General features: G+C 31.8%; 11 protein-coding genes. 4 read left to right on the forward strand and 7 right to left on the reverse strand.

Translation table 11 applies throughout. The annotated features are described in order from the left end of the window. Positions 1-57 precede the first annotated feature (57 nt). The gene (locus tag N2712_03080) at positions 58-1,389 is read right to left on the reverse strand and encodes an MFS transporter (GenBank protein MCX8028959.1); all 1,332 of its coding nucleotides are present in this window, start codon (positions 1,387-1,389) and stop codon (positions 58-60) included. A gap of 168 nt (positions 1,390-1,557) precedes the next feature. Here N2712_03080 and N2712_03085 point away from each other — a divergent pair, with 168 nt between their 5' ends. Continuing rightward, the gene (locus N2712_03085) at positions 1,558-2,103 is read left to right on the forward strand and encodes an NfeD family protein (GenBank protein ID MCX8028960.1); all 546 of its coding nucleotides are present in this window, start codon (positions 1,558-1,560) and stop codon (positions 2,101-2,103) included. Positions 2,104-2,111: 8 nt separating this feature from the next. On the opposite strand, the gene N2712_03090 is transcribed toward N2712_03085, so the two are convergent. Beyond that, positions 2,112-3,503, reverse strand: a complete 1,392-nt coding sequence (locus N2712_03090; protein MCX8028961.1) for a class II fumarate hydratase — start codon at positions 3,501-3,503, stop codon at positions 2,112-2,114. Between the two features lie 219 nt (positions 3,504-3,722). Here N2712_03090 and N2712_03095 point away from each other — a divergent pair, with 219 nt between their 5' ends. Together N2712_03095 and N2712_03100 are read left to right on the forward strand one after the other, a co-directional pair. Further along, positions 3,723-4,613 (forward strand): tyrosine-type recombinase/integrase, encoded by an 891-nt coding sequence (locus N2712_03095; GenBank protein ID MCX8028962.1) that lies wholly within the window; start codon positions 3,723-3,725, stop codon positions 4,611-4,613. Positions 4,614-4,707: 94 nt separating this feature from the next. Next, on the forward strand, positions 4,708-4,974 hold the full coding sequence (locus N2712_03100) for a co-chaperone GroES (GenBank protein MCX8028963.1): 267 nt from the start codon (positions 4,708-4,710) through the stop codon (positions 4,972-4,974). Here the strand turns inward: N2712_03100 and thiE are convergent. Together thiE and N2712_03110 are read right to left on the reverse strand one after the other, a co-directional pair. Continuing rightward, complete coding sequence (thiE, locus tag N2712_03105) at positions 4,971-5,648, reverse strand: thiamine phosphate synthase (protein ID MCX8028964.1); 678 nt, start codon at positions 5,646-5,648, stop codon at positions 4,971-4,973. The genes N2712_03100 and thiE overlap by 4 nt on opposite strands. Before the next feature lie 71 nt (positions 5,649-5,719). Beyond that, positions 5,720-7,096 (reverse strand): MATE family efflux transporter, encoded by a 1,377-nt coding sequence (locus tag N2712_03110; GenBank protein MCX8028965.1) that lies wholly within the window; start codon positions 7,094-7,096, stop codon positions 5,720-5,722. Between the two features lie 187 nt (positions 7,097-7,283). Here N2712_03110 and N2712_03115 point away from each other — a divergent pair, with 187 nt between their 5' ends. Further along, entirely contained in the window at positions 7,284-8,390 is a 1,107-nt protein-coding gene (locus N2712_03115; GenBank protein ID MCX8028966.1) for a tetratricopeptide repeat protein, read from the forward strand. Between the two features lie 44 nt (positions 8,391-8,434). On the opposite strand, the gene N2712_03120 is transcribed toward N2712_03115, so the two are convergent. The 3 genes from N2712_03120 to N2712_03130 form a co-directional block, all read right to left on the reverse strand. Further along, positions 8,435-9,133 (reverse strand): hypothetical protein, encoded by a 699-nt coding sequence (locus N2712_03120; protein ID MCX8028967.1) that lies wholly within the window; start codon positions 9,131-9,133, stop codon positions 8,435-8,437. Between the two features lie 49 nt (positions 9,134-9,182). Further along, on the reverse strand, positions 9,183-12,437 hold the full coding sequence (locus N2712_03125; GenBank protein ID MCX8028968.1) for a helicase-related protein: 3,255 nt from the start codon (positions 12,435-12,437) through the stop codon (positions 9,183-9,185). A gap of 60 nt (positions 12,438-12,497) precedes the next feature. After that, positions 12,498-13,200, reverse strand: a 703-nt coding sequence (locus N2712_03130; protein ID MCX8028969.1) for a methyl-accepting chemotaxis protein, incomplete at its 5' end; no start/stop codon positions are given.

Here is a 13,200-nt window from a genome sequence, read left to right on the forward strand (position 1 = left end):
AACCTAATTAACCATATCAAATCAATGAAAAGATAACCAAAACTTAACCCTACAATACTATCCTTGGAATATTTTTGTGAATGTTACTCTCAAAAGATCTATAGCACTCTTAACGTTCTTTTTGTAATTTATATCAGGAATCAAGAACATAGAAGTTACCACCCTACCAATTAAAGTCAAAAGAAACAGAAACTCATAAACCTTAAAATCCTTATAAAGTATAAAAACATTTAGATCTCCAAACAATAAAACAACAATACCAGACATTATACTCCCAATAAGTATAGTAAAACCATTAATAGCACTTACCACAGAGAAGAAGTAATCTTTGAATCTAGGTCTCACTTCCGAGAAGATCATATACATAAAAACAGACTCATACCCTCCAGAGAATACTCCTGATATAAAAGGTTCAAAAAAAGATAATATAAACCAAAGCTCTTTTGGAATAAAAAACCATAGCGATATAGTAAAACAAAGCCCTAGCGTTGAAAGCTGTAAAACGCTTCTAGGACCAAACTTATCAAGCAAAACTCCCCAAAAATAACTTGAAATAGCCATACTTATGGCATATATTGAAAATTGTATTCCTAAATACTCTGTCGAAAGACCAAACCCCTTAAGTATTTGAACAGGTATAAAAGGTACACCTATTGCAGAAACTCCTTCAAATAAAGCAAAAAATATAATTATTCCTCTCAATTTCTTGACCTTTACAGAACTCAATGCAAGAGATAAAAATTGTCTAAAATTTATACTTCTAGTTTTAGTCTTGGTATCAAACTGAAAACTATAAAGCCAGCTACTAATCACACCTATTAAAGCAACAATTAAAAACAACATAAAATATGCAACTTCACCTTTTCCCATTCTTGTAAAAATCTCTATTAAATAACCACCAAGAAGAAATCCAACTAACAAAAAGAATGTTGTAAATGTTTTCCTAATACCCAAATATCTTCCTCTAGTTTCCTCAAAAACTAAAAGATCCATCCACCTCATCCATATAACCATCAAAAACCTAAAGAACAGAAAGGATATAAGTGTAGAAATTATGAAAATAGTAAGCGTCAAATGAGATCTACCAAAAAAAAGCAATGCTACCGCAGGAAGTATAAATATACCTCTATAGATAGTATTTGTAATAATAGCAGATTTTTTCCTCTCACCAAACCTAGTTAAGTAGTAACCACTTAATATTCCCAGAAACGAAAATATAAACTGAGAATTAGGTATGATAGAAATCCAAAAGTCAGGACCATTCAAAAATATTATAAAACTCTGCAAGAAAAAACCTTGATGTATTATCGCACCAGATATCGAGGAGATACTACCTTCAATTATTGAAATCTTTAATGAGAATTCTCTCTCCTTAATCCACTTCTCCATACACCAAGACAACCGAAATTTAAGTATATTTATAAGTGATTTACTATCTTACTAACCATTTTCTCAAATACAAAATAGCCAATAAATCATAAAATATCCAGCTAGTAATCCAAAACCTTACAAAGAATAAAATTGAAACGTTAAAAGTTTTTTAGTTATACTATGACTATGAATGGACAAGTAATATCAAATACTATCACCAACCTAACCACAAACATTCCAACAAGCACAACCAACATTCTAATTCAAACAATAGGAACTCCAGGACTTGAGTATTGGATTTGGGCATCTATTGGAACACTTTTCTTTGTACTCGAATTATTTATACCTGGATTTATATTTTTCTGGTTTGGTCTATCAGCAATATTTGTGTCAGTTTTAACACTTTTTCTAATCAAAACTTTAGAACTACAAATAATAGTTTGGTTAGGTTTATCAATCACACTAATAATATCTTACTTTTACCTAAAAAAGAAAAAATACTCAGACAATAAAGAAAGTCAAGATCCAATATTTAATTATGTGGGAATAAAAGGAGATGTAATACAGTCAATAGTTGGAAGTAAAATAGGTAAAGTTAGACTAGATGTACCTATAAATGGAATAAGCGATTGGAACGCTATCTCTCAAAACCCAGATGAAACTATTGAGGTAGGATCAAGAGTTGAAGTTGTAGGAATTGAAGGAATAAAGTTAATAGTAAGAAAGATCTAATTAAACATCTATTGACCTATCATTTTCTTATAATCTAGTATTTTTTCTATATCTTTCTCAGAGAGTATCTTTTCTTCCAAAAGAACATCTCGAATTGTCTTATTGTTACTGATTGCTTTTTTGTAGACTTCGGCCGATTTCTCATATCCTATTACAGGCAAAAGAGCAGTAATTATTATTGGGTTCTTATCCAAAACTTCTTTAACCTTGGCAGTATTTATTCTAATACCATCGATAACTTTCTTAGCAAGTAAGTAAGAAGAGTTTGAAAGTATTTGTATAGACTCAACTAAACAAAATCCTATTATTGGTAACATAACATTTAGCTCAAATTCTCCTAATGAAGATGAAATAGATATCGTAGTATCATTACCCATAACTCTAACACAAGCCATTCTAACAGCTTCTGGTATAACAGGATTTACTTTACCAGGCATTATTGAAGAACCAGGTTGTAAAGAAGGTATTGTTATTTCACCTATACCTGATATAGGACCACTGTTCATAAGTCTTATATCATTAGAAATTTTCATAATACTACCCGCTATAGTTTTCAGCTGACCAGATATCTCATTAGCTACATCCATACTCGCAATACCTTCAAATTTATTCTTAGCAGGTTTGAAATCTATACCTGTCAATCGTGATATGACATTAACAACTCTATTCGCAAACTCAGGATGGGTATTCAGACCTGTACCAATTGCAGTACCACCTATTGGTAATTCTAAAAGCCTTGGAAAAACTCCTTTTATTCTCTCTATACCATTCTCGATTTGCCTAGACCAACCGGAAAATTCTTGACCAAAAGATATTGGTACTGCATCCATCAAGTGAGTTCTACCCGTCTTTATTATGTTCCTAAACTGATATGCTTTTTTGTCTATTGAAGATTTCAAAACTTCAAGCTTAGGTAAAAGTTCAGTAGTTATTAACAAAGCAGCAGCAATCCTAATTGAAGTAGGTATCACATCATTAGAAGATTGACTCATATTAACATGATCATTTGGATGCACCGGATAAGAGGTATTCTTAATACCTGTTAAGAGTTCATTAGCCCTAGTCGATATAACCTCGTTAACGTTCATATTCGTAGATGTACCACTACCTGTTTGGAAAACATCCAAAGGAAAATGTAAAGGGTTATATGAGTATATAATCTCTTCAGCTGATTGCTTTATGGAATCAGCAAATCTTTTATCAAGAAGTCCTAATTCTGAGTTAACCTCTGCTGATGCATATTTTACAATCGCTATTGAAGTTATTATTTCCTTTGGCATTTTATAAGGACTTATTCTGAAATTATCCAAAGCTCTTTGGGTTTGAGCACCCCAATAAACATCAGAAGGAACCTTAACATCTCCAAGAGTATCTTTTTCGATCCTATATTTTTCTGACATGTATTGAGTATAAATAACAGAAACAAATAATTTCTAAAAAAATGTTACCTTCTTAAAATATATCATCCTCAACCCCCTTTGCTATTTACTCAAAATACGAGTAAACCACCCTGATTCACAACTAAAACAAATATTTTCATACCAATAGAATTCATGCACTACTGAAAAAACTTTAATTCAATATAGCTAATTACTTACGATAATAATTCTATGTATGAAATGTTAGACAATTTTTTAGAATACTTAAGACTAAACAAACGCTACTCTGAAAACACCATAGAAGCATACGCTAGAGATATATCTTATTTAATCGAATTTTTACTAGAAAACAACCAAAAAATAGAAGATATAAATTCAAAATTACTAAGAGATTTCTCAATACACATCAATAAAAAAAGACAACTAAAACCAAGTAGTTTAAGAAGAATTTTTTCATCATTGAAATCTTTCTCAAAGTTTCTCTACAAAAATAACCTAATTTCAAAAAACTTTGGAAAGTACATAGTGTACCCTAAGCTTCCAAATAACTTACCTAAATTTATGGATGAAGATAAAATCATAAATATGCTAAATTATATTGAAAACCAAATAATTTCAAATAAAAATCCCAAAAAATCTCTCAAAAAAATAAGAGATAACACAATAATATTTACGTTTTATCTGACAGGATTAAGGATTTCAGAACTAGTAGAACTCAAAATAAGTGATATTGTGAACGATACCTTAGTAGTCAAAGGTAAAGGCGGTAAATCAAGAGTTTTACCTATTCATCCTCTACTCAAAGAAAAGATAAACGAATACCTAAAAATCAGGAAATTATTAATGACTAAAGAGACAAATCTTTTATTCGTCGGAAATACCAGAAATGGGGGTATAAGCCAAAGACAAGTTAGAAATTTAGTATACAAATACACATCAATAGTAGGAAACAAAATAAATCCACACGGTCTTAGACACACATTCGCAACACACTTACTTAATGATGGTAATGACATAAGAGTTATCCAAGATTTACTAGGACACTCTTCAATAGGAACAACTCAAAGGTACATTCATACATCACTGAAAAGACTCAAAGATATTTATAAAAAATATCATCCTCACGCATAACTAACAAAACCAAAGAACCACTCTATACACAGGCATATATATTGACAAAATAATAGATATTTATTATATTTTTATAACTATTTGGGGGTGTATTATGAAGGTTAAACCATTAGGAGACAGATTGCTTGTAAAAGTTTTACAAGTTGAGGAAAAAACAAAAGGCGGTATATACATACCGCAAACTGCACAAGAAAAAACCCAACACGGTATTGTTGAAGAAATAGGTGATCCTGAACTTGTCAAAGTTAAAGTTGGTCAAAAAGTCATATACGACAAGTATGCAGGGACACAAATAAAAATAGACGACGTTGAGTACTTAATCCTTAAGAACGATGATGTTTTAGCAATAATTGAAGACTAAACAATAGGAGGAGATATCTCCTCCTTATATTTATCCCATATTTCGTAAAGTCTCTTTATTTTGCCCTTTATATCTTCTGCCATCGTTATATCTGTAACGATACAGACACACCTAGCACCTAGCTTTATTACCTCATGTATATTATGTTCTTTAATTCCACCTATTGCAACAACAGGCACAGTAGAATACTTTAGAGCAAACTTCAAATAGTCAAGTCCTACCGGTGGTAGTACATCTTCCTTTGTGTGCGTTTCAAACAAGGGTCCAGCACCTATATAATCAACACCCTTCTTTATCATATCCATCATCTGGTAATCCCAATGAGTTGAACCACCTATTATCATATCATCTCCAACAAGCTTTCTAACCTCATCAGCAGGGTAATCTTCATGCCCTATATGAACACCATCAGCTTCAACCATCATTGCAAGATCAACATAATCATTTATTATCAATAATGCTCCATAATCTTTTGTCATCTTTCTTATTTCCTTCGCTTCGTTATATCTATAGATACCCTTTTTCTTTTTCTCACGATACTGAATTATCTTTATACCTGCTTCTAACATCTCTCTAACAACTTGAATATTCGTCCTACCTCTAGAATATTCTTCGGCAGTTATACAGTATATCTGATTCGAGTAAAACAAATCTAGCTTCTCTTTCTTAGTCATACCAAATGTATTATTACATAACTAAACCACATATTTCTACTAACAAAATTTGATATATCCAACGCTATTACCTAAATTCCTGCGTCAATAATTTTTTTCTGTTTTCTAAACATTATTTTTCTTTTCCACCTTTGAGATTTAAAGTAAACCCAACTTGCAATCATCTCAAAAGCCATAACTGCGGGAAAAGACATCCAAACACCTATCGGAGACTCAAAAACTAAAAATCCAAGTAAATAAGCAACAGGTACTCTTACCAAAATCATTGAGAAAGCTTTTATACCAAGAATAGCAAGTGTATCTCCTGCTCCTCTCACCACCCCTTGAACTGAAAAAACAAACCCCATCAAGACATAAGATAAACTCATAACCCTAAGATATTCAACACCTAGATTAATAACCCTTTCATTGTTAACAAAAAAAGAAAAGATACCTTTTCCAAATACATTTACTAAAAAAACAACAATTAACGATATACTAAAAGATATGACTATAGCCCACTTTAAGAACTCTGAAACCCTATCTTCTCTATTAGCGCTTAGATTCTGAGATGATATCGTCACCAAAGCCATACTAAGAGACAAAGCAGGTAAAAAAGCAAACTGATCTATCCTATTACCTATCCCAAAAACCGCGATACTCTCTTCACCAAAATGCGCAACAAATCCCATAACTACACCGAAAGAAAATGATATTATCAACATCTGTAAAGAAGCAGGTAAACCAACAGAAAAAAACTTAAAAACTATTTCTTTATCAAGCGACAATTTTAAACTTTGTCTCACAATATCGTATTTCTTAACAATATAGAAAAATCCAAAAACCATTATACCTAGTTCAACAACAACTGAAGATAATATAGCACCAACTACTCCCATAGAAGGTATAATTCCAAAACCTTTTATAAACAAAGGAGTAAGAGCTAATTTACCAAAAAGCAAAAGTATAGAGGAATACAATGAAAATTTTGAGTTACCAAATCCCCTTGTTATACCCATAATCCACATCATCATAGCACTAAGAGGTATACTTATTATATAAACCCTCAAGTAAGATAACGCATCGTAAAATATATTGGAAGGAACATTCATAAGCTTCAGTATTAGTTCAGAAATAGTAACCCCCATAAAAGCAACGAAAAAAGATATAACTATAGTTATGGTAAATGAGTTCGTTATAACAAGCCTTAGGTTATTCTTATTACTCGAACCAAAAGCTTGACCAATCATAATGTTAGTACTAGCATTCATACCTATCAAAACAGCAAGAAGAAAAAATACAACAGGTATAGCAACAGATACAGAAGCAATACCTTGATAACCTATTAACTTGCCTAGATAAACCATGTCAACAATACTCAAAAGCCCTTGAACTAGATCTGAGAATATAAGGGGTAAGGAAAAAATTAAAAGCTGTCTAACAACATTACCTTTGGTCAAATCATTCATAAGTTTAAAATTTACCAAAACAATACCAGATATTCAAATAGAATTTAGATACATCGTTTCAATAAAAATATAAGTTTATGTAGAATTTTATTACTCGAGAAATGTAGTTTGATTTTAGTAGATTAATTTCTTATAATTTTACTATCTTAGTAAAGTTACTTTAAACATTTCTAAGGAGGTAAATTGTATGATGTGGAAAAATGAAAAAGTAGAGGATTTGATTAAAAAAGCTTCTGAACTCTTGGAACAGAAGCAATACAGCAGTGTAATATCTCTGATCGAAGAAAACATTAAGGGAAACGAGAATAATACTGAATTACTCTTGCTGTTAGGAACTGCTTATAGAAAGAGTTTGATGTTTGAAGATGCTATAAATATCTTCGAGAAACTATTACAAATAGATCCAACTCACAAAAAAGGATTACTTGGACTTGCCGATTCATGGAGGGGGCTCAAAAATTGGGAAAAGGCTTTAAGTGTATGGGAAATGTACTTGAAGATTGATCCTAAAGATTCTCTGGTTATAACAAGGATGGGAGATGCTTACAGAAAACTTAAAAACTATCAAAAAGCAGAAGAATACTATCTCAAAGCAATTGAGTTAAATAACAAAAATAAATTTGCGCTTATGGGAATAGGTGACATGTTTTATAAATTAGAGGAATTCGATAAAGCACTAACATACTGGGAAAAACTAGTTGAAATAAGACCTAATACCTTAAATGTACTTACAATGATAGGCAATATATATAGAAGAAAAAAAATCTTCTCAAAAGCAGTTGGATATTACCAAAGAGCATTAGGAGTTGATTACGAAAACTTCTATGCTTTATATGGTATCGCAGACTCCTTAAGAGGAATGGGACAGCTAAAGGAATCCCTTAAATACTGGATAAGACTAGCAGAAAAGTATCCAGACAATCCCAAAATATTAACTAGATTAGGTGATACACTATTGAGAATAAATAAAGAAAATGAAGCAGAAGTAGCCTTCAACAAAGCACTAGAAACAGGTTATAGTAAATATGCATTAATAGGCCTTGTTAAAATAAAAGCAAAAAGAAAAGAATACCAACAAGCAATTGAAATCTGCAATTCCTTAATGAAACAACATCCAGATGACATTAGAATAGTTACCCTACTAGGAGATATATACGAAAGTATGGGACTAAAGAAGAACGCCGAAGCACTCTACAAATCGGCATTACAAAGGTTTAAAAATAATAAAGAACTAACATCCAGGCTGAGCAAACTGTCTCTAAAAAACTTTGAAGATAGCATAGAAAAAGTGTAAGAAATACAACAATAACTCAAATACTACTCGAATTCACAAGTCTACTATTTTATGAGCTTATAACCAGTTAGATCAAAATCAAATACAGAATCATTAACGGAAAATTCTATTTGTCTTATGTATGTTAAATTAGTCTCCGTGAAAAATACTGTTTTTATTATTCCCATTTGTTCTAAAACATAACCTCTAAAGAAATAATCTTTTGATTTATCATCAAGAGTAAGTTCTTTCAAAGCAAATAGCCTTGAAAAATTTTCATAGTTATATTCATACCCCGCAGATCTCAACAAAGAAGAGTCGAAGTTAGTTTTTATCCTTGCCAAATCTGTTGTTATAAGATAATAACCACCAAAATTATCAACAAGTTTAGCGGCTCTGTAACCATTTATGTTAGTAAACTCTCCACTAAAAGTTACTTTAATTTCTCCAACAAATGTCTTACCCAATCTAATAAAACCATTTATCCTATCCGAAAGTTCCTTAATCCATTTACTTATAGGCATAACTCTATACTCTTTTTTCTTTGTATCTACAACCAAAGCTTCAGACTTTGTAAAGTCATATATAATCACATTATCTGTTTGCGTTCTATCTGTTCTAAACTTATTACCCTTTATGTAGGTCCTAATATAATTTGTTTCCTTAAAATTTCTTATGGAAACTTCTTCATAAAAGATCTCAACATCAGCAAAAACATTGCTACTAACTAGCGATAAGACAAAAAGTAAATGTAACTGCTTCATATTTAAAAAAATTAGTAAAAAACAGGCTAGAAATCAATAATGTCTTCTTTCAACCAAACAATTCTCCTAAAAAGTTCAACACCTCTTGTATTTTATCATTTACACTACTAGAAGATACTTTTAATACAACCATGTTAGAAGCCTCAGGAGGTATTTGAACACTATATTTACCTTCAGAAATAAGTTCAACTAATTTTTCAACATCTGGAAGTTTATTTCTACTAAACTTGATTTCTATTCCCTCTGGGGTATCAAAAACCTCTTCTATACCAAACTTTTTTATATGCATTCTAAACCTAACAATATCAGCAAGAGTATAAAGACCTTCTGGTATTTTTCCGTACCTATCTGCTACTTCACTAAGGATATAATTTATCTGTTTTTCAGTATAAGCAATATTCATCTTCAGCATTATTTCCACCTTATCGCTCTCTGGTATATTAAAATTCTCTGGGAAAACCCTACCAAAATCGAAATACACAACAGGATCAGAGTAATCGACTATATTCTTTTCATCCATACTTTCGCTAATAAATTTAAGAGTTTCAGATAACATCCTGACATAAAAAACATAGCCAACTGTCTTTATATTACCATGCTGTTCTTTTCCTAGCAAATTACCAGCACCTCTAAACTCTAAATCTTTCATTGCTATACGAAATCCAGCACCTAAATCGGAATGTTCTTCGATCACACTCAATCGTTTCATCTGAAGTTCACTTATTATATACTTTGAAGGATATATGAAATACGCATATCCTTCAACATCTCTTCTACCAACGCGTCCTCTTATCTGATGTAAATCTGCAAGTCCAAAAAGATGAGCATTGTTTATTATCACTGTATTCACGCTAGGAATGTCTAATCCAGACTCCGATATTGTCGTTGAAACCATAATCTTATACTTACCATCAACGAAATCAAAATATATGTTTTCTATTTCACTTTTATTCATTTGACCGTGCAAAACACATATATCACCATCTGACAACATTCCATTTAATATAATAGCTATTCGTTTTTTAAGATTTTCAATACCACTTATTTTGTCATTAACTATAAGAACTTGCCCCCCTCTGTTAATTTCCCTTGTAATAGCATCCCTTATTACTTCATCATTCCACTCAACAATGTACGTTTTAATTGGTTTCCTACTTAAAGGAGGTGTTGTTATGATCGATATGTCTTTAAGATTACTCAAACTCATTCCAAGAGTCCTAGGTATTGGCGTTGCAGATAACATCAAAACATCTACATTCTCTCTACCCTTGAGTATATCCTCCTTATGCTTAACACCAAATTTATGTTCTTCATCAATTATCACCAAACCAATTTTTTTAAACTTATCAATAACTCTCTCTCCAACAATCAAAGCATGAGTACCTATAACTAAATCAATACTCCCATCTGATATACCTTCAACAACTTTTCTTATATAGCTATCCTTTCTTAGCCTTGACATTACACCTATCCTAACACCAAATGGAGACAATCTTTCAAAAAAAGTTTTATAATGTTGTTCAGCCAAAATTGTGGTAGGAACTAAAACCATTACTTGATTTCCATTTAGAATATGCAAAAAAGCTGTCCTAACAGCAATTTCAGTTTTACCAAAACCCACATCACCACAAATTACTCTATCCATAATTCTACCTGAAGTAAGATCAGATTTGATTTCTTCCAAAACTCTTATCTGGTCCGGTGTTTCTTCGTAAGGAAAACTGTCTTCGAGAAGTTGATACTCTTCAAAATCTACTTTAAGCGGTTCTTTCTTCTGTATTTGTCTTATAGCTTTCAACCTCAATAAGTCCCTGGAAAACTTTAATATACTCTCCTTTACCTTTTGCTTTACATTTTTCCAATTACCACTCCTTAGAGAACTTATATTGGGCTTTTCACTCCCTATATACTTACTCAACAAGTTAAAATGCTCAGGCGGAATATACAACAAATCACCGTTTTCATACTCTATACAAGCAAATTCTTTAACACTATCAAAATACCTTATCTCCTTTATACCTCTGAATATACCTATACCATAATTAGAGTGAACTACATAATCTCCTTCCTTTATATTCTCAAATAGGTAAATCTCCTTAACCTCATCAGATGAAATCTGAATGTCTTGAGTTGAGTACTCGACAAACTCTCTGTTTAACAATTCCTTAACCGTCATAACTGAAATATCATCAGTCTCAAACCCTCGAGGTAAATTTAAACCCTCTAGTACCTTTACAGAACCATCTGCAAAACCCTTCTTGTTCAAAAACTCCAAAAATTCATTAAATCCTTTCACATTAATTACATTGTACGGAATTCCATACTTCCTAAATATGCTTCCCGCCTTAGTAGTATACTTTCTATTAGGAGATAAAAAAATAAAAGTAGACTTCTGAAGCTTTGAAAATATATACTTGGAAAGAAAGTCAAAATTAGGTAAGTTCATTTCATCACTTATAAAAATTGGAAACAAGTCAATTCTATTATCCAAATACCCTATCACTGGCAAATGAAATATGACATCATCTGGTACTAAATAACCATCCTTGTTCGGTAATTTATTATATAAGTTATTAATTTCTTCAACAATACCTTTGTATTCACTCTCTAGAAAATGATAATGCTCTGAAGAAAAAACCCTCTTATCTCTAAACAGCTCATAAAAAGATATATTACGACTCGATTTTCCAAACATATTGAGAAAATCATTCTCATAAGGCGGCAATACAATTACCTCATCAATTTCTTCTATACTTCTCTGTGTTTCAACATCAAATAACCTTATACTAGCTACCTCATCAAAATCCACTACCATCCTAACTGGTAGTTTGTAACAAGGACAAAACATATCAAGTACACTACCTTTTAAAGAACATTCACCATAATCACTTACTTTACTAACAAATTCATAACCAAAAGATATCAATTTTAACTTTAACTCTTCTAATGATATGGAACTATGTTTCAAAATCTTGATACCACTTTCTCTCAAAAAGTTCTCTGAAATAGTTCTAAGTAACAATGCTTCTAAAGTTGTTACTACTGTCTTATCTTCATTCACCAAAACCTGCCTAATAGTTTCTATTCTTTGCTTTGCTTCATCAAAGGGTGGTACTGAATGAATATAAGGATATATATTCAAGGACGGTAAAAAGCAAAAACTATCTATAGATAAATCATCTATAAGATTCTTGAAAGACAGAAAATTTTCTTTACTCAAAACAACAATATCCAACTTCGAATGAAAAAACAAAACCTTGTAAAGCTTTACCAGATCTTCTGAATTAGAAAATTTTTTTATCATAATCTAACTGGCATAGTAAACAACTCTTAAAAACCCTTAGAGGAATTTTAATCAAAAACCTCACTCTACCAAGGTTATACCTTTTGAGAATTTTATTTCACTGACTTTGAATTTAGCGAGTTCTTCTCCCATTTGGGTTAAGCTTTCTATTATTTTAGGTAATCTTTCACTTGCTTTGACAAGGATTTCAACTGCTCCTTTTAGGACATCATATACTTCATTAAACCTTTCATTTAGAGTATTGACAGACTCATTTGCTTCATAGACTGCTTTAACTACCTCACCTATACCACTTCTACCTTCTTCCATTGCTACTCTTATACTCTCGCTATACCCTGTTAAGTTACTTATTGTACTCATTACCATTTCATTAGTTTTTCCAACTTCAACCATACTCGCATTTATTTCTCCCACAAACACACTGACTTCTTTCACCCCTTCAGCTATCCTCAAAAACACTTCTCCATTCCTCTCAACACCATCAATGCTACTCTTAACCCTATCTATCACATCTCTAACAAGTTTTTCAACCTCCTCTGCTTTCTTCCTACTATCCTCTGCAAGACTACCCATCTCATCAGCAACAACCGCAAAACCTTTTCCTGCTTCCCCAGCATGCGCTGCCTCTATACCCGCATTCATCGAAAGTATCTCTATCCTATCAGCTATCGCCTTTATTACATCAACTACCTCAAGAACATTCCCCAAAAACATATTTACATCCCTAACTTCCTCAACATTCTTCCTCACATCAGCACTACTC

The organism is Brevinematales bacterium (genome assembly GCA_026415355.1).
Taxonomy (GTDB): Bacteria; Spirochaetota; Brevinematia; order DTOW01; family DTOW01; genus SKYB106.

What these genes read in the sequence shown, in the direction of transcription:
- N2712_03080 (MCX8028959.1), bottom strand. Translation starts at nt 1,389, where the DNA reads ATGGAGAAGTGGATTAAGGAGAGAGAATTCTCATTAAAGATTTCAATA.
- N2712_03085 (MCX8028960.1), top strand. Translation starts at nt 1,558, where the DNA reads ATGAATGGACAAGTAATATCAAATACTATCACCAACCTAACCACAAAC.
- N2712_03090 (MCX8028961.1), bottom strand. Translation starts at nt 3,503, where the DNA reads ATGTCAGAAAAATATAGGATCGAAAAAGATACTCTTGGAGATGTTAAG.
- N2712_03095 (MCX8028962.1), top strand. Translation starts at nt 3,723, where the DNA reads ATGTTAGACAATTTTTTAGAATACTTAAGACTAAACAAACGCTACTCT.
- N2712_03100 (MCX8028963.1), top strand. Translation starts at nt 4,708, where the DNA reads ATGAAGGTTAAACCATTAGGAGACAGATTGCTTGTAAAAGTTTTACAA.
- thiE (MCX8028964.1), bottom strand. Translation starts at nt 5,648, where the DNA reads ATGACTAAGAAAGAGAAGCTAGATTTGTTTTACTCGAATCAGATATAC.
- N2712_03110 (MCX8028965.1), bottom strand. Translation starts at nt 7,096, where the DNA reads ATGAATGATTTGACCAAAGGTAATGTTGTTAGACAGCTTTTAATTTTT.
- N2712_03115 (MCX8028966.1), top strand. Translation starts at nt 7,284, where the DNA reads ATGATGTGGAAAAATGAAAAAGTAGAGGATTTGATTAAAAAAGCTTCT.
- N2712_03120 (MCX8028967.1), bottom strand. Translation starts at nt 9,133, where the DNA reads ATGAAGCAGTTACATTTACTTTTTGTCTTATCGCTAGTTAGTAGCAAT.
- N2712_03125 (MCX8028968.1), bottom strand. Translation starts at nt 12,437, where the DNA reads ATGATAAAAAAATTTTCTAATTCAGAAGATCTGGTAAAGCTTTACAAG.